This window comes from Acidovorax sp. CF316 (genome assembly GCF_000276605.1).
Taxonomy (GTDB): Bacteria; Pseudomonadota; Gammaproteobacteria; order Burkholderiales; family Burkholderiaceae_C; genus Acidovorax.
The window spans coordinates 1-17626 of the sequence record NZ_AKJX01000114.1 but is presented as its reverse complement, the minus strand read 5'-3'; the positions used below and the strand labels follow the sequence as shown (position 1 = coordinate 17626).

The 17626-nt window shown below is 67.9% G+C and carries 13 protein-coding genes; 5 read left to right on the top strand and 8 right to left on the bottom strand.

Features of this window, described 5'->3' with window-relative positions:
- Nucleotides 1-19 precede the first annotated feature (19 nt).
- Both PMI14_RS12860 and PMI14_RS12855 read left to right on the top strand, forming a co-directional pair.
- Entirely contained in the window at nt 20-1549 is a 1530-nt protein-coding gene (locus PMI14_RS12860) for a transporter substrate-binding domain-containing protein (RefSeq protein WP_007854961.1), read from the top strand.
- Nucleotides 1546-3153 carry a response regulator gene (locus PMI14_RS12855; RefSeq protein ID WP_007854960.1) on the top strand — a complete coding sequence of 536 codons (1608 nt, stop codon included), beginning with the start codon at nt 1546-1548 and terminating at the stop codon, nt 3151-3153. The genes PMI14_RS12860 and PMI14_RS12855 overlap by 4 nt, the downstream gene beginning before the upstream one ends.
- Nucleotides 3154-3168: 15 nt before the next feature.
- Here the strand turns inward: PMI14_RS12855 and PMI14_RS12850 are convergent, their stop codons facing one another.
- The 6 genes from PMI14_RS12850 to PMI14_RS12825 form a co-directional block, all read right to left on the bottom strand.
- The gene (locus PMI14_RS12850; protein WP_007854959.1) at nt 3169-5283 is read right to left on the bottom strand and encodes a TonB-dependent receptor; all 2115 of its coding nucleotides are present in this window, start codon (nt 5281-5283) and stop codon (nt 3169-3171) included.
- A 52-nt stretch (nt 5284-5335) separates the two neighbouring features.
- Complete coding sequence (locus tag PMI14_RS12845; protein WP_007854958.1) at nt 5336-6559, bottom strand: HupE/UreJ family protein; 1224 nt, start codon at nt 6557-6559, stop codon at nt 5336-5338.
- Nucleotides 6559-7695 (bottom strand): hypothetical protein, encoded by a 1137-nt coding sequence (locus PMI14_RS12840; RefSeq protein WP_007854956.1) that lies wholly within the window; start codon nt 7693-7695, stop codon nt 6559-6561. The genes PMI14_RS12845 and PMI14_RS12840 overlap by 1 nt, the downstream gene beginning before the upstream one ends.
- Before the next feature lie 82 nt (nt 7696-7777).
- On the bottom strand, nt 7778-8014 hold the full coding sequence (locus PMI14_RS12835) for a hypothetical protein (protein ID WP_007854954.1): 237 nt from the start codon (nt 8012-8014) through the stop codon (nt 7778-7780).
- Between the two features lie 17 nt (nt 8015-8031).
- Nucleotides 8032-9585 carry a DUF4331 domain-containing protein gene (locus PMI14_RS12830; protein WP_007854953.1) on the bottom strand — a complete coding sequence of 518 codons (1554 nt, stop codon included), beginning with the start codon at nt 9583-9585 and terminating at the stop codon, nt 8032-8034.
- 175 nt (nt 9586-9760) lie between these two features.
- The gene (locus tag PMI14_RS12825; RefSeq protein WP_007854951.1) at nt 9761-10306 is read right to left on the bottom strand and encodes a PadR family transcriptional regulator; all 546 of its coding nucleotides are present in this window, start codon (nt 10304-10306) and stop codon (nt 9761-9763) included.
- A gap of 151 nt (nt 10307-10457) precedes the next feature.
- Between PMI14_RS12825 and PMI14_RS12820 the strand changes: the two genes are divergently transcribed.
- From PMI14_RS12820 to PMI14_RS12810, 3 genes are read left to right on the top strand one after another with little or no spacing between them, the layout of a single operon-like run.
- Entirely contained in the window at nt 10458-12521 is a 2064-nt protein-coding gene (locus tag PMI14_RS12820; RefSeq protein ID WP_007854946.1) for an NADPH-dependent 2,4-dienoyl-CoA reductase, read from the top strand.
- A 31-nt stretch (nt 12522-12552) separates the two neighbouring features.
- Nucleotides 12553-12993 (top strand): nuclear transport factor 2 family protein, encoded by a 441-nt coding sequence (locus PMI14_RS12815; RefSeq protein ID WP_007854945.1) that lies wholly within the window; start codon nt 12553-12555, stop codon nt 12991-12993.
- Nucleotides 12994-13027: 34 nt separating this feature from the next.
- Complete coding sequence (locus tag PMI14_RS12810) at nt 13028-14710, top strand: long-chain fatty acid--CoA ligase (RefSeq protein ID WP_007854944.1); 1683 nt, start codon at nt 13028-13030, stop codon at nt 14708-14710.
- Between the two features lie 66 nt (nt 14711-14776).
- Here PMI14_RS12810 and PMI14_RS12805 read toward each other — a convergent pair whose 3' ends face one another.
- Together PMI14_RS12805 and PMI14_RS12800 are read right to left on the bottom strand one after the other, a co-directional pair.
- Nucleotides 14777-16003, bottom strand: a complete 1227-nt coding sequence (locus tag PMI14_RS12805) for a GGDEF domain-containing protein (RefSeq protein WP_007854943.1) — start codon at nt 16001-16003, stop codon at nt 14777-14779.
- A gap of 700 nt (nt 16004-16703) precedes the next feature.
- The coding region (locus PMI14_RS12800) for an ATP-binding protein (RefSeq protein WP_035203588.1) at nt 16704-17626 on the bottom strand (923 nt) is incomplete at its 5' end.

Below are 17626 nucleotides of genomic sequence, written 5' to 3'. Positions count from 1 at the left end.
GCCGCCAAAGGGCTCGCGCATGCAATCCATTGCCTGGTTTCTGGCCTTCACACTGGCAGCGGGCAGCGCCTTCGGCCGCACGCTGCAGGAGATCGAGCGCAGCCGCGAGCTGCGCATCTGTGTGGCAGGGTCCAGCGCCGACAACTACCGGTTGGATGGCGAAGATTTTGCGCGCTACCTGGGTGTTGAGGCCCGCACGGTGACGCTTGCCCGGTGGGACCAGCAGTTCCACAACGCACAGGGCGTGACCGTGCAGGGCGAGCGCTACGAAGCCGCGCTGCTGGCCACGGGAAAGTGCGACCTGTACCCCAACGACCTGCACATCACCGACTGGCGCAAGACCAAGATGACCCTGGTGCCGTACTTCGCCACACGCAATGTCGTCGTCGCACGGCCCGAGATGCGCTCCGTTTTGCGCAGCGAGGCCGATCTCGCCGGGCGCAAGGCATCGGTCCAGGCCGGGACGGCCTACGAAGGGTGGTTGCAGGGATTCAACGCCGGCCTTGGGGAAAGCGCGCCCGTTGTCATCGAGACTGCCCCCACCGATCAGTCCATGCAGGCGGTGGCGCAGCGCCGGGCGGACTTCACCGTGATTGCGGCCGAATCGGCCTTCCACTGGGTGCGCAACGACCTCGACAACCTGGACGTACTGTTTGCGGTCGGCGAGGCCACCACTGCGGGTTGGGGCATTGCCTTCGCCGCCGCAGATCTGGAGCGGGCGCTGCAGCGCTATTTCAACGACAGCCGGCGCGTGGGGTCGAACCTGGATGTCTCCTGGCGCCGCAGGTACGGGGTGTCGCTGATGGAATACCAGTTGTTCTTCGCGTCGTTCGATGACGACGGGAGATGGCGCGAGCTGTGGATGGCCTGGATCATCCCCTTGGGGACGGGCCTTTCCGGGGTGTTGCTGGCGATGCTGTTCTGGGCCACGCGGCTGCGGCGCGAGGCGGGCCGGCACCAACTGACGCTCAAGGCCCTGCAGCAGAGCCACGACCAGTTGACCCGCGATGCCAGCCGGCGGCGCGCCGTGTCGGACCTGTTGCTCGCGCTGCAACAGGTGGGCACGCTGGCGGCCTTTGCGCGCATCGTTCTGCGGGAACTGGCGCGGCAGCTGCCCATGGGGCAGGCGCTGATGGTGCTGGTGGACGAAGACCGCAGCGTCCGCGCGCTGGCCCACTATGCGGGATCGGGGGCGACGGCGCAGCAGACCCTGTCGGAATGGCCGACGACGGCCGGCATGATCGAGCGCTGCGCCGCCACGGGCGAGCCCGTGCTCATCGAGGCCCCGGGGGCGGACTACCTGCGCATCCAGTCGGGCCTGGGGCATTGCACTCCCGCCGCAATCTACCTGTTGCCCATCAAGCAAGCAGGGCGCGTCTCGGCCATCATCGAGCTGGCCCTGACCGAGCCGTTCAGCCAGGAGCACCGTCTGTTGCTGATGGACATGGAGCCCATCGTGGCCGTGGGCATTCAGCGTTTTGTGGGTGAAGACGCCGCAGGGGCTGCTGCCGGCCCTGCCCGGCAAGTTGAGGGGGGGCAGGCACCATGAGCCATTTCACGGTTTCCAATGCGTCGACCATCGGCCAGGGCGCGCGCTGCCTGGTGGTGGACGATTTCGAGGCTATGCGCAAGGTCACCATCAACCAGCTGCGGCAAATGGGGGTGGAGCGCATCGAGTCCGCGCGCAACGGGGCCGAAGCGCTGCGCCTGCTCAAGGGCCAGCACTTCGACGTGGTGCTGTCGGACTGGAACATGCCCGTGATGACGGGCGTGGAGCTGCTGCAGGCCATGCGCGCGGACGAAAAGCTGTTTGCGATCCCCTTCGTACTGATCACCGCCGAGGCGGAGCGCAAGCGCGTGGAAGAGGCCATCGCGATGGGCGTGACCTCCATGCTGCTCAAGCCCTACTCGCCCAAGCAGCTGGCGCAGCGCCTGGAAAAGGCCTTGCAATGGAAGCCCCGCGGCCCTGGCAGCTTTGCGGGGGAGGGAATGCCAGCGCAGGCCTTGCCTGCACAGGGTGCTGCCGGCGCGCCATCCGCCGAGCCGCAGGAGGCTGCCCGACCGACGATACTGATCGTGGACGACACCCCCGACAACCTGCTGCTGCTGTCCCAGCTGTTCAAGGGCGAATACCGGGTGCGGCTGGCGCAGACAGGTGCCAAGGCGATGGAGGTGCTGACATCCAACGACCCTCCCGACCTGGTGCTGTTGGACATCATGATGCCCGGCATGGATGGCTTCGAGGTCGCCCGGCTGATGCGCGAGCACCCCACGTCCGAGACCATTCCCATCATCTTCGTCACCGCCATGGCATCGGCCGATGCGCGCATCCGGGGGCTCGACCTGGGCGCCGTGGACTTCATCACCAAGCCCATCGATCCCGAAACGCTCAAGCCGCGTGTGCGCAATTTCATGCGCTACGTGCAGCTGCGCAAGGACCTGCAGGCCGAGTTCGACAGCATGGTCGAAACCGCCCAACTGCGCGAGGACGTCGAGCGCATCACCCGGCACGACATCAAGGCGCCGCTGGCCGGGGCGCTGGGCCTGGTGCAGGCGCTGATCGAGGACGACTCGGTCGGGCGCCGCCAGGTCGAGCAGTTGCGCCTGATGGAAGAAAGCGTGATGCAGGTGCTCAACATGATCAACCTGTCGTCCGAGCTGTACAAGATCGAATCCGGCCGCTTCGTTCTGCACGCGAAACCCGTGCGCATCGGGGAGCTGCTGCGCCGCATCGCCGAGATGAACCGCGTGACCTTTGCCGAGAAAGGCCTGTCCATCGCGGTGGATGCGGACGTGGCGGTGGGGGAGGAGCCGCCCCTGGCGCTGGCGGATGCCACCCTGTGCTACTCGGTCTTCCAGAACCTGCTGAAGAACGCCTGCGAAGCCGCGCCGACCGACTCCCGCGTCTCCGTGCAGCTGCAGGACCAGGACCCCTTGCGCATCGCCATCAGCAACACCGGTGCCGTGCCGGTGGCCATCCGCAGCCGCTTCTTCGACAAGTTCGTGACCTCGGGCAAGGCCGATGGCACGGGCCTGGGCACCTACTCCGCGCAGTTGCTCGTACAGGCCCAGAACGGCAGCATTGAACTCGATGTGTCGGACGAGTCCAACACGACGCGGATCACCGTGATGCTGCCGCGGGTCGCTGTTTGAGCGGGCGCTGCACAGTCAGAATGTCCAGCGCGCACTGAGCCGCGCGCTGCGTGGCTCCATGGGGTGCACATGGCGGCCTTCGATGCCGCCGCCCGTGCAGTCACCGCGCGCCGCTTCGCCTGCCGTGCACGATGCGTAGAGGTACTCGATGTCGTTGCCCTTCTTGCCGGCCAGATTGAACACGTCCAGGCCCAGGGTGAGCTGCTTGCTTATCGCATAGCGCACGCCGGCATTGAGCACCGTGTTGGCACGCGAGCGCACGGAGTTGAGCGTGTCCAGCGCGCGCGGCCCCATATAGCGCAGGCGCAGCGAGGCGGTCAGCGGGCCCTGGGTGTAGACCGCGCCCACGGCCAGCACGCGCTCAAGTGCGTTGTCCACGTAGTTGCCTTCGCCCTCGGGCGCCTGCCCGCGAAAGCGCGCGCGTGATACGGCGGCATCGGCTTCCAGGCGCCAGCGGGCGTGGGGCTTCCAGCGCACGGTGGTCTCGATGCCGCGCCGGTAGCTGGCGCGGCCCGGCTCGGTGGTGCCTGCATCGCCCACATACACCAGCTCGGAATCGAGCTTGAGCTGCCACAGCGCCGTGGTGATGGTCAGGTCGTCGCCAGGCTGGTAGCGCCAGCCGATCTCGCTGCCAACGCCCTTGACCAGCGCAGGCACGCGCTCGGCCGGCAGCCCGCTTTGCGGATCGGTCTGGATGGTGGCGCCACGCACGTCGTTGCTGTGCGAGCCCACGCCCATGTTCAGGTACAGCTCATGCACGGGGGTGATGGCCCAGGCCAGCCCGGCCTTGGGGCTCACGAGTGCGTCGTGGCCGCTGCCGCTGTTGGCTGCGCCGTACACGGCCTCGCGGCCCTGCACGTCGTAGTGCAGCAGGTCGCCGCGCAAGCCCGCGTAGCCGCGCAGGCCCTCGGTGAAGCTCACGAACTGCTGCACATGCACCGACAGCATGTCCTGCGATACCCGGTCATTGCGCACGGTGGACAGGCGCTGGCGGACGGCCGTGTTGTACAGGCCCACCTCGGCGATGCGGTCGCCGCGCCACTGTGCGCCAATGCTCAATACACCGTCCAGGCCGGCGATCCGGTTGGGCAGGCTGTGCGAGGCCTGGGCGCCGAGCACGCGGCGCCGGTCGGACTGCTCGAACTGGTCACCGTTGACCGGGTCGCGCAGGAAGTAGGTGAAGTCGGAGAACAGGTCGAAGCGGTAGTCGATGGCATAGGCGCTGATCTGGGTCTGGCCCTCGGGCCCCTTGTCGAACCATTTGCCTGACAGGCTCAGGCGCCGGGTGCTGCCGCCGTCGGTGGGGTTGAGCGAGCCGAAGCGCGGCAGCTCGCCGCTGTCGATCAGGCGCTCGGGGATCTGGTCGGTGGCGTTCCAGCGGTTGCGGTAGGCCATGCCGGTCACGCTGAAGCCCCGGCTGGGGGAGCCCTGCGCATAGCGCACCACGGCGTTGATCTTGCGCAGGCGCTCGGGCACGTCCCAGGGGCCGTCGTTGCCTTCGAGCTCGATGGCGCCCAGCCAGGTCTGGTCGTCCCGGGTGCGCGAGCCGGCCGCCAGCAGGCGGCGCAGGTGGTTGGGCCCCAGGGTCACCTCGGCGAACGGAGCATCGAGCGCGCTCACGTAGTCGAGCGAGGCGCTGCCCGCCACGGAGAAGTCGCCGCTGTCGGCGAAGTAGGGCCCTTTGCGGTAGCGCACGCCCGAGACCAGGTCGGGAATCAGGAAGTTCAGGTCGGCAAAACCCTGGCCGTGGCCGTGCGTGGGCATGTTGACCGGCATGCCGTCCACTGTGACCGAGAAGTCGGTGCCGTGGTCCAGGTTGAAGCCGCGCAGAAAATACTGGTTGGCCTTGCCATCCCCCGAGTGCTGGGTGGCCACCACCCCGGGCACGGCCTCGACGATGTCGCCGGGCCGCAGCTTGGGACGCGCCTGGAACGACTCCCGCTCCACCGCACCCTCGCTGGCGCTGTCGGCCAGGCCGATGGTCACGTCCCTGGGGCCGCGCACATCGACCTCGGGCAGGTGCGTGGGCTGTTGTTGGGCCCAGGCCGCCGTGGTGGCCATGCTGGCCACCAGAATGCCGAGCGCCAGGGGGCGCGGCGTTGCCGTGCGAGAGCGCTTTTTCTTCTTCATGTCTGCCTTTTCATTGTCCAGGAGTCCTGCCGCGCAGGCTCCCGGCCCACCCTCAGCCAGAGAACGCCATGCGCTGCACCGTCCAGTACAGCGAGAGCACGATCAGTGCCACCGAGCCGCCCTTGACCACCACGGTGCGGTAGCCCGACCAGCGTGCCAGCAGCAGGGAGGCGCCGCACCAGACTGCGACGACCATGAGCTGCCCGGCCTCCACCCCGAGGTTGAACCCCGCCAGCGCCCAGACCAGCAGGCCGCCAGAGACGCCGGCCTCGACCAACGCGCCCGAGAACCCCAGTCCATGCACCAGGCCAAAGCACAGCGCCAGCAGATCGCTGCGCAGCCCCTTCACCGGGAACAGGTTGAGCAATGCCGAGACGCCGATGCTGATGGCAATCGCCGGCTCGACCCAGTTGCCCGAGACGGTGACCCAGCCCAGGCCTGCCAGCACCAGCGTGACCGAATGGCCCAGCGTGAAGCTGGTCACGGTGAGCAGCAGCGCCTTGAGGCCGCCCCACGGCCCGGGGGCCGCCGTGGCCTGCGCCGCGCCCTGGCGGCGCAGCAGCGTGATCGGCAGCAGCAGGGCCAGCAGAAAGGCCAGGTGGTCATAGCCTTCGAGGATGTGGTGTACGCCCTCCGAGACAAAGTGCAGCAGCGTGGCCGGGCCGCTGCGGGCCGTTGCAGCCTCGGGTGTGGCCGTGCTGCCGCCCACCGCGCGCAGGTCAGTGCGCGAGCGGCCGTCGGGTGCCAGCACGGCGGCCAGCGGCTGTCCACCCAGTTGCCCGCTGACCAGCAGGCGGTGCGTGGGGTCGATGCCCTGCATCAGGCGGTAGTCCAGCGCCAGCGCTTGTGTGGCTCCGCAGTCGAGTGCAGCCGCCATGCGCAGGTAGCGGCCGTCGGTGCGCTGTTCCAGTGCCTCGAAGCGCCACGCGGGGGCCAGCACGGCATCGCCACACTGCCAGCGGATGCCCTGGTCCACCCAGGCGGCCACCGCAGGCGTGGCCTGCTTGATCTCGCCCCAGGTGAGCTGGCGGTTGCCGTCGGCATCGAGCAGGTCCAGCGCGGCATCCACGTCCTTGAGCGCCAGCGAAAGCTGCAGCGCCACGGCATCGGTGCGCGCGGCGGGTTCGGCGCCGCCGGCGCCAGTCACCCGCAGGTAGGCATCGCTGGCCTTGTGCGCCCAGGCGCTGGGCGCTGCGGCGCAGGCGGCGGCCAGGGCTCCGGCCATCGCCACCCAACGCAGCGCGCAGGTCGTTCGTGGGATCCGTGGCGGGTGCATCACTTGCCTCCCCGTGCTTGCCAGCGGGCCAGGCGCGCGTCCTGCAGGCCCGTGCGTTGAAAGCTCTCCACCACCGTTCGGTGGGCGGCGGCGTCGCCGGATTGCTCGGAGGTCTGCAGCGCCAGCCACCAGTCCAGCGGCTCTTTCTGCAAGGCCAGGTTGGCCTGCGCGGCATGCCAGGCCTCCCGGGGCTGGCCCTGCAGCCACAGCGCCAGCAGCGAGCGTTCTCGGGCGTGGGCATCCAGGGCTTCGCCGCGTGCCGCAAGGGCCGCGAACCGGGCCTGCAGTTCGGTGGCCAGGGCCTGTGACTGCACGGTCTTGCCCATGAGCCGCAGGGCCTGGGCGCGGCGCAACAGCACGGCGTCGCTGGTGGGCTGGGCCTTGAGCACATCCAAGGCGGCGGCCGGGCGGCCCAGGCGCAGCAGCAGGTCGGCATGGGCCAGGGCGGTGTACCCGTCGGGCGCCGCAGCCAGGCTGCTGCGGTAGGCGGCATCGGCCGCATCGTCGCGGCCGGCGCGTTCCTCGCTCTCGGCCAGCAGCGACAGCAGCCAGGCACGGCCAGCCGGATCCGCTGCCTGTCCGATGAGTGTTGTGAAGCCGCTGCGTGCCGCGTCGCTCTGGCCCTGCAGCGAGCGGCTTTCGAGCAGGCAGGCCGTGGCGTGCAGCGCAGCCCCATGGCGCGCCACGTTGCGGCAGGCGGTCTCGGATTCGGCATAGCGGGCGGCCACCCGCTCCAGCGTGGCCAGGGTCAGCCAGCCCTGCACCTGGGCAGGGTCGGCCTGCAGGGCGCGCTTCAATGTCGTGCGCGCGGCATCGAATTCATGGCGGCTTTGCTCCACCGTGGCCTGCAGCACCGCCAGTTCGGGCGGCGCGTCGGGCTTGCCCCACCACAGGGCCAGCACGGCCTGGGCGCGGCCCAGGTAGCGGGGGTCGGCGGTCTCGCGGGCCAGGGTGATCCAGCGGCGCGCAGCGGTCGCGGCGGCCTGTGGCGTAGCCGGTGCGAGGCTGACCCGCTCGGGCAGCACCTCGATCACCTCGGTATCTGACGCGGGACGCAGCTCTTGCACGGCGGCGGCCGTTCCCAGGCAGCACAGGGCAAGGCCGATCCCCCAGAAAAGGCGGGCAGGGTGTGTCATGGGAGTCCGCAGGTGTGAAGGGGTAAGCGCGCAGCAGGCGGTGGCCGCATGCACGAGCATGCGGCCACCGCCCCTGGCAACGTCACAGACGGGTGTCTGGCTCGTCGGTATCGCTGGTGGACAGCACCAGTTGGTCCACGGCCACGGGTTCGGCCGCGTCCTGCACGCTGGCCGCAATCGGCTGGGTGTAGGCAAAGGCGTTCACCGCGCCGGCGCCGCCATCGGGCCCGGCGTTGTCACTGCCGCCGCCGCCACAGGCCGTCAGCGCCATCGCTCCCACGGCCACCAGGGCGGCCTTTTGCATCTTGGTGTTGGGCATGGTGTGCATCCCTCGCATCAGAAGTTCTTGGCGCCAGGCAGCGGCGTGTTCACGTACGGGAAGGCGGTCTTGTAGTCGGTCGCCTTGGTGCGTGCGCCGTCCACGAACTCGACCGCGCCGGCAGGCGCATCGGCGGGCTTGCAACCCACCTTGAGCGCATCGGTCGCACCGGTCAAGGTGCACAGCGCACCCATGGCCACGCGCAGCGAGACGTCGACCACGTCATCGCCCAGGCGGCGCCCGTTGGGGAAGCCGGCGGCATCGCCCGCCACCACGCCCAGCGAGTTCTGCGCGCTGGCCGGCGTGGCCGCAATGCCGGTATTCAGGCGCAGCATTTCCGCCAAAGGCCCACCGGTACCCAGTGCCGTGATGTTGCCCGGGCGGTTGACGGTGGGCAGGCCCGTGAGGAAGGCCGTCATCAGGTCCGTGCGCGGGAAGTTGGTGGGAGCCTGCGCGCCGAACAGCACCTGGACCAGGGCCGGCAGCGTGGGGTGGGTCACATAGTCCGCGAAGTTGGCGGCATCGTCCTTGGGGCGGGAAGCGTTGAACTTGTCCTTGTCCTTGAGGCCGATGACGACTTCGTTCACCAGGGGCATGCCCAGGCGCGACACCTGGGTCCAGGCGCCGCCGGCCTTCTCGCTGGCCTGCAGGCCGGAGTCGGGCTTGCCGTTGAGCACGCGCGCCTGGCGCAAGCTAGCGGTGGTCCAGCCGCCAATGACCTTCTCGCCCGATGCGGCGGTCAGGCAAGCGGTGGGCATCTCGACGGCGAGCGAGGTCACGTTCTTGCTGGCGATCTGGCCCGCGCCGAAGGCCGCCGCATTCGACTCGCTGGTGATCACGGCGGCAGGGGCATTCACGAGGTCGAAGATGGTGCCCAGCGACACCGGGAAGGGGTCCTGCCGCTGGCCCACGAACACCTTGCCCGGCGTGGCGCAGCCGGGCACGTTGATGCCGTACACGTACTTGCCGGCATAGGCGTCGTAGGCGGCGGCGTTGCCCAGCGACTTCTCGCCGATGTAGTCGATGGGCTTGGTGAATGTGGTGCCTCCACCGGCCATGGTGATCTGTTCGCGCTTGCCGGTGCGCCGGTCGCCACGCACGATGAACATCTCGTACTCTTCGCGGTAGGACACCGGGTCTGCCGCCGCGCCCGTGATCCCGCCGGCATTGCGCAGCGGTATGGCCACTTTCTTGCGGGCACCGTCCGGGCCGATGTCCAGGGTGATGCCGGCCCCACCGTTGTTCAGCGTGTTCTTGAAGCGGAACTGCAGGGTGATATCTTCCGCCGCATCACCGTTGTTGTCGATGTGGATCTCGTACAGCGCATTCGGGTCCAGGCTGAAGTAGTTGGGCCCGCCATAGGGGTCCTGCAGCGGCAGGTAGTTGGCGATCATGGTGACGAAACCGCCACGCCCCGCCTCGTAGCTGTTGAAGAGGTAAAAGTCCGCACCATCGACCTTGGGCTGGGTGGTGATGAAGGGCGCCTCTCGGTGGCTGGACGCCAGGCTGACGCCTGCCGTGCAGGCGGCAAGCGCTGCAAGCGCCAACAGACTGAGTTTCCTGATTCGCATGGAGATCTCCTCGTGGGTATTCGGCCGTGAGCGCAATAGCTCAGGGGCTGATACGCCCGAGATCTCCGGATAGATGCAGTTGTATGGACGTGCAAGGGTTAACACTTATGCGCAGATGCCGTGGTCCGCACTTCGCGCAGCCTTTGGCAGCACGCAAGGACCGCGCCGAACGCCCTCAGGACTGCGAGGTCGACGGCGCGCCCAGTATCTCCAGTGCCTCTTTCGAGATCGCCAGCGACAGCTCTTCCTGCAGGATGCCGGCCTTGAGCACCAGGTGCTGCAGGCGGCGTTCGCGGCTCAATTCCTTGCCCACGAAGTCGCGCTGCTCGATGCGCTGGTAGATGGCCAGCTTGTCCTGGTGCATGGCCTGCAGGCGGGCGATTTCCTTCTCCAGCCCCGTGGGGCCGACGGCGGCCTCGGCGCGCAGGCGCACCATGAGTTCGTCGCGCAGGGGCGTGGGGTCGTTCTGCTCGGCGATCCAGCGGCGCAGCTCCTTGCGGCCCGCAGGCAGCAGTCGGAACTGGCGCTTGCGGCCGCGGCCCGTTTCGGCCGGCAGGGCCTCGATCCAGAGCGCTTCTTCAAGCCGCGCCAGCTCGCGGTAGATCTGCTGGTGCGTGGCGTGCCAGAAGTAGCCGATGGACTTGTCGAAGCGCTCGGCAAGCTCCGAGCCCGAGCACGGGTGCTCGACCAGGGCGGTGAGAAGGGCATGGGGCAGGGACATCGGACGGGAGCAGGTAGGCAGCCGGGAATTCAGGACACCCGATCTTGCCTGAATCGGAACATGCTTTCACCGTTTCTGCAACCAGTTGCATAAACGCGGCTGCGCGGCTATATTTGTGCAACTGGTTGCATAAACACAAAGGAGACCCCCGATGAGTGCTGTCCTCAAACCCGCTGTGGCCCCGCTGGGCAGCAGCCCCTACCCGCACCTGCATGCCCCGCTGGACCTGGGCTTCACCACGCTCAGGAACCGCGTGCTCATGGGCTCCATGCACGTGGGGCTCGAAGAAGTGGCCAACGGCTTCGAGCGCATGGCGGCCTTCTATGCCGAGCGGGCGCGCGGCGAGGTGGGGCTCATCGTCACGGGCGGCATTGCGCCCAACGAACGCGGCCGGCCCATGCAGGGCGGGGCCATGCTGGTCAACGAGCACGAGGCAGAGCAGCACCGCAAGGTGACGCAGGCCGTGCATGCCGAGGGCGGCAAGATCGCGATGCAGATCCTGCACTTCGGCCGCTACGCCTACCACCGCGACCTGGTGGCGCCCAGTGCCCTGCGTGCCCCCATCAACCCCCATGTGCCGCATGCGCTCACGGCCGACGAGGTGGAGCAGACCATCGAGGACTTCGCGCGCTGCGCCGCACTGGCCCAGCACGCGGGCTACGACGGCGTAGAGGTCATGGGCTCCGAGGGCTATCTGATCAACGAGTTCATCGCCCCGCGCAGCAACCAGCGCGACGACGCATGGGGCGGCAGCTATGCCAACCGCATGCGCTTTCCGGTCGAGATCGTGCGGCGCACGCGTGAGCGCGTGGGCCCGAACTTCATCATCATCTACCGCCTGTCCATGCTCGACCTGGTGGAGGGCGGCTCCACGCTGGCCGAGGTGATACAGCTGGCCCAGGCCATCGAGGCGGCGGGCGCCACCATCCTGAACACCGGCATCGGCTGGCACGAGGCGCGCATCCCCACCATCGCCACCAAGGTGCCGCGCGCGGCCTATGCGTGGGTGACGAAGCAGGTAATGGGGCAGGTGGGCATACCGCTCATCACCTCCAACCGCATCAACACGCCCGAGGTGGCCGAGCGCCTGCTGGCCGGGGGCTGCGCCGACATGGTGTCGATGGCGCGGCCGCTGCTGGCCGATGCCGACTTCGTGCGCAAGGCGCGCCAGGGTCGGGCCGACGAGATCAACACCTGCATCGCCTGCAACCAGGCCTGCCTGGACCACACCTTTGGCGGCAAGATCACGAGTTGCCTGGTCAACCCGCGTGCCTGCCACGAGACGGAACTGGTCATCGCCCCCACCGCTGCCAAGAAGCGCATCGCCGTGGTCGGCGCCGGTCCGGCCGGCCTGAGCTTTGCCGTCACGGCCGCGCAGCGCGGCCATGCGGTGGTGCTGTTCGATGCGGGCAGCGAGATCGGCGGCCAGCTCAACATCGCCAAGCAGGTGCCGGGCAAGGAAGAGTTCTACGAAACCCTGCGCTACTACCGCCGCCAGCTGGAGCTGCATGGTGTGGAGGTGCGCCTGAACACCCGCGTGGCCGCGCAGGAACTGGCCGGCCAGGGCTATGACGAGGTGGTGGTGGCCACCGGCATCCGGCCGCGCACGCCCGACATCGAGGGCATCACCCACCCCAAGGTGCTGAGCTACCTGGACGTGCTGCGCGACAAGCAGCCCGTGGGCCAGCGCGTGGCCGTGATCGGCGCGGGCGGCATCGGCTTCGACGTGGGCGAGTACCTCACGCACGAGGGCGAGAGCGGCGCCCTGGCGCCCGCCAAGTTCAACGACGAATGGGGCATCGACACCGCCTATGCCCAGGCTGGCGGCCTGCGCGCCGCCCAGGTGGAGGCGCCCGCGCGCCAGGTGCACCTGCTGCAGCGCAAGAGCAGCAAGGTGGGCGACCAGCTGGGCAAGACCACGGGCTGGATCCACCGCACCTCGCTGAAGGCGCGCAATGTGGGCATGAGCTCGGGCGTGGCCTACGAGCGCGTGGACGACGCCGGCCTGCACATCCGCATCGACGGCGGCGCGCCCCAGGTGCTGGACGTGGACCACATCGTGGTCTGCGCCGGGCAGGAGCCGCTGCGCCAACTGTACGACGCCCTCGTGGCCGCAGGGCAGAGCGCCCACCTCATCGGCGGTGCCGACGTGGCCGCCGAGCTCGATGCCAAGCGCGCCATCCTGCAGGGCACGACGCTCGCAGCCGCGATCTGATTTTGTTGAGAACCACCCGAGGAGACATCCCATGACCGAAGCCCCGAAGAACATCCACCCCGCCGTTGCCCGCTCGCTCGACACCTGGCACCACATGGTGGCCAGCCGCGACCTGTCGAACCTGCTCTCCATCGTGCACCCCGATGCGGTGTTCCGCTCGCCCATGGCGAATACGGCCTACACCTCGGCCCCGGCGCTGATGCTGGCCCTGTCCACCGTGATCCAGGTGTTCGAAGACTTCACCTACCACCGCCAGCTGGCCACCGACGACGGCCTGAACATCGTGCTGGAGTTCAGCGCCCGCGTGGGCGACAAGCAGCTCAAGGGGATCGACCTGGTGCGCTTCAACGAGCAGGGCCAGATCACGGAGTTCGAAGTCATGGTGCGCCCCCTGAGCGGCCTGCAGGCGCTGGGCGCGGAGATGGGCGCGCGGTTGGGTGACAAGCTGCCGGCTTTTAAAGCCAAGGCCTGATGCGTTCATAAAAAAAGAGACAGGAGACAAGCCCATGACCGCCACCGCCGCACCGCCAGCGTCCTCGCCCTGGGAAGGGTCCTACCCCGAGGCCCTGCGCAACTACCAGTTGGACCTGGCGGCACTGCCCGCCAATGCCGCGCACCTGGCCACGCAGGCCGCCACCGACCATGGGGACCAGCCCGCCTTCACCTTCGTGCTGCCCACGGGCGCGAATGTGGTTCGCAGCTTTCGAGAGGTCGATGCGCTGTCGGACGCCTTTGCCGCCTGGCTGGTGCGCGAGCAAGGGCTGCAGGCAGGCGATGTGCTCGCGTTGCAGATGCCCAACTGCCTGCACTACCCGATTGCGGTGTTCGGTGCGTGGAAGGCCGGGCTCATCGTGACCAACGTGAACCCGCTGTACACCGGGCGCGAGCTGCGCCTGCAGCTCGAAGACAGCGGCGCCAAGCTGCTGCTGGTGTGCGACCTGTTCCTGCCGGTGGCACAGCCTGTGGCCGAGGCGCTGGGCCTGCCCGTGATCACCGCCAGCCTGTGGGACTTCTTTGAGGAACCGGTGGCATCGGCCATCCGCGCCAAGATGGCCGGGCCTGCCGACCCCGCCGCAGCGCCGTTGCCGCGCATGGCCGATGCGCTGGTGCGCGGCCAGGCGCTGGCGCCCGTCGAACACCGCAGCCACCCCGTGGCGGTGTACCAGTACACGGGCGGTACCACCGGGCGCAGCAAGGGGGCGGTGATCACGCACGGCAACATCCTGGCCACCTTGCACATCACGCGCGATTTCCTGGACGCCTACGACGGGCCGAAGCAGGGCGAGACCATGCTCACCGTGCTGCCCATGTACCACGTGTTCGCCTTCATGGTGAACTTCCTGGTGTTCTTCGAGGTCGGTGCACGCAACCTGCTGGTGCCCAGCCCGCGCCCCATGTCCAACCTGCAAAAGACCTTCGAGCAGTTCGATGTGCAGTGGACCGCCGGCGTGGACACGCTGTTTGCCGGCCTGATGGCCGAGCCCTGGTTCCAGGCCAATCCACCGAAGCTGCGCTATGCTTTCTCGGGCGGCACGGCCCTGCGCAGCTCGACCGCGCAGGCCTGGCAGGCCGTGGTCTGCCCCATCCTGGAGGGCTATGGCATGACCGAGACCTCGTGCATCGTCTCGTGCAACCCGCCTTCGGCCACGCCGCGCCTGGGCACCGTGGGCGTGCCCATGCCGGGCTGCCGCGTGCGCATCGTCGATGACCAGGGGCGCGATCTGCCCCAGGGCGAGCGCGGCGAGCTGCTGGTACAGGGGCCGCAGGTCGTGGCCGGCTACCTGCATGCGCAGGAAGACAGTGCCAGCGCGATCCGGGACGGCTGGCTGCACACGGGCGACATCGCGCAACTGGAGGAGGGCGGCTTCATCCGCATCGTGGACCGCAAGAAGGACATGATTTTGGTGTCCGGCTTCAACGTCTACCCCAACGAGGTGGAAGACGTGCTCGCCGCCCACCCCGACATCGCGGAGGCCGCCGTCATCGGCGTGCACGACGCCGGCACCGGCGAGGCCGTGCGCGCCTTCGTCGTGCCGCGCAGCCCGGCGCTCACGGCCGAGGACGTGGAGCGCCACTGCCGTACCCAGCTCACGGCCTACAAGGTGCCGCGGCAGATCGTGTTCCGCGAGCAGCTGCCCAAGTCACCGGTGGGCAAGATCCTCAGGGCGTCGCTGCGTGAGGTGGGCTGACCTGATCCAGGTGGGGCGGTCGCACCTACCGCGCACTCCCGGGACTCAATTGCCTCGGGACTCTGGCTAGACCACCGTGTCGATCGGGCGCGTTGTGGATGTGCTTGCGCTCTGGGTGGGGTGATTTTCGTGAGCGCTTGGGGGCCATTCGATCCGGTTGCGTCCAGCGGCTTTGCCTCGGTAGAGGCCGGCGTCGGCTTCTCGCATGGCGTCCTCGAAGGCATGTGCGCCAGCGAATGGGTTGGAAACCCCAATCGTGACCGTGCAGTGCAGTGGGTGGGCCGTGCCAGCGGTATGGATTGCTTGATTTTCGATGGCTGCGCGCAAGCGCTCGGCCAAGTGCCTGACGCCGTGAACGTCGGAGTCCAGGCAGATGACCAGGAATTCTTCTCCACCGATACGGCCTGCAAGGTCGCCCCGGCGCACAGCGCACCGAAGTACCTCCGCCATATGGCGCAGCACGGTATCTCCGATTTGGTGGCCATGGGTATCGTTGATGCGTTTGAAGTGGTCGACGTCAACCAGCAGCAGGTGCGCAGGCTCGGCCTTGCGGGAGTTGAAATACAGCTGCAGCGCTTCCGTGAGTCCGCGGCGGTTGAGCAACTGTGTCAGGGGGTCACGCGCAGCGGTGTTGCGCAGCTCATCGGTCAAGCGGCGCAGTACCAGCCAAATGATCGAAGGTGGCAAGACTGTGGCCAGGGACGACATGTAGATGTAGAACACCAGTTGAAAACTGCCGTCCATCTGCAGTGCATCCAGGCCGTCATCCAGAAGCTTCACGAACTTGAGCGCATTGAGTACGCAGATGCCGCCGATGAGGGCTGCAAAAAATACCATCTCCGCGTACAGATCCTTGGCGAATGTGCGCACGCCGTAGACCACGGTGATGACCATGGCCAGGAACAGCAGCGCAGACATGCCGGAGAGCATGGCGTGGCGGGCAACCGGGCCCAGTCCCCACTGCACCAGCACCTGCGCGGCGCTGTAGGTCGCAGCCACTGCCAGCATTGCGCGCCACACAGGGACATGGTGCCCAAAGAAACGCATGGCGCCCAGCCAGTAAGCCACTGGTGAGGCCAGTGTGAAGGTGTGATTGACGACGCTCATCAGGCTCCAGGCGGGGGCTCCTTCAGCCAGTTGCAGCACATAGGCAAAGCCCAGGAGAAGGTTGCCTATCGCAAAAATGTCCATCCCCATCTTTTTGCCGTGCAGGCGTCTGCTGACGAGCCAGAACATCACCGAAAAGCACAGCAGGTGTGCGCACAGCATGCCGACGAGAATGGTTGCAACCATGTTGACGTTGAGAGAGGGACGGAGCAGACGATCTGGGCAGGAGCCTGCGATGCATCACTTCGCAATGGCGGCTCAAGAACGGTGCGTCCAGGGGGCGGTGTAACGATCAGTATCGCAAAAAATTGTGCGAGTTGAATGATCCTGCGGCCTGGGTGTGCCCACAGAGAAAGCGCTCTTCCAAACGGATGTTTGCGATCGCCAGGGTCTGCTGCTCCGCGTTCGTGCACAGGCTCGTGGATTCTGGAGCCATGCAAATCGCAGGCTCAGATCGAGCTGGTCCAGCCCTGCCTGGACCGCTGCGCTGATTCCGTCCACAAACAAGCGCGTTTTGGCGGGGATCAATCGCCCCGGATGCATCACCGCGTAGATGCCCCCTCCGCCCCATCCCTGCCACTCGGTCAGTATCTGAACCAGTGTGCCTTCTGGCACGGCAGCACTGGCCAGCCAGTCGGGTGGAGGACGATGCCTGCACCTGCAATCGCTGCCTGCAACAGTGACTCGGAGTTGTCGGCCGACAGCGAGCCGGCAGGCCTGACGGTTCGCTGCTGTCCTTCCTGGGGTGCTCTCGAAGAAAGGCGGGGAAGTGCGGCGCAACCGGTCGTCTGCCAAAGGTGACCGGCAGCGAGATGCGCAGCAAGCCCTGCGGGCTCGGGACCACCGCCGTGAACTGTGGGTGGCCCGCTGTGGGGACTGCCGCTGCCTACACCTTGTCCTCCGCCCTGCGGCGCGGCAGCTGGCGCTTGACGGCGGGGCGCTGCAGGCGCTGCTTGGGGTCCACGCCGTCGGGCAGCTCGCTGGCGCGCTGCAGCTGGATGTGGGCCACCAGGCCGCCGGTGCTGGAGTTGGCCAGCGCGAAGATGCCGCCCATGCGCTGCACCGTCTTGTCCACGATGGACAGGCCCAGCCCCGCGCCAGCGGCGGCGGTGCGGGCCGAGTCGCCGCGGAAGAAGGGCTTGGTCAGGTTGGACAGCTGCTCGGGCGGCACGCCCATGCCGTGGTCGCGGATCTTCACCAGCACCCAGTTCTCGCGGCCCTTGGCGGCGATGTCCACGTTGGCCACGCCGGTGTCGTCGCCCTTGCCATAGCGGCGCGCGTTCTCCAGCAGGTTGGAGATCACGCGGGCCAGCTCCACCTCGTCGGCCAGCACGTTCAGGTCCTCGGGGATGGTCATGCTGATCTGCAGCTCGCGGTGGTCCTGCACGGCGTACACGCACGACGAGACCACGGCATGCAGGTTGACCGGGGTGAGCGTCACGTGGTCGGGCCGCGCGTAGTCGAGGAACTTGTCGATGGTGGCGTCGAGCTGCACGATGTCGGCCACCATGTGCTCGCGCGCCACGTCGTCGTTCACGCTCATCTCGGTTTCCAGGCGCAGGCGCGCCAGCGGCGTGCGCAGGTCGTGCGAGATGCCGGCCAGCATCACCGCGCGGTCCTGCTCCAGCTTGGCGAGTTTCTGCGCCATGCGGTTGAAGCCGATGTTCACCTCGCGGATCTCGCTGGTGACCACCTCTTCGTCGAGGTGGCTGGCGGCAAAGTCGCCGTCGCGCACGCGGTTGGCGGCGTACGACAGCTGCTTGAGGGGCCGGTTGATCAGCCGCGCAATGGCGGCCGCCCCCGCCAGCG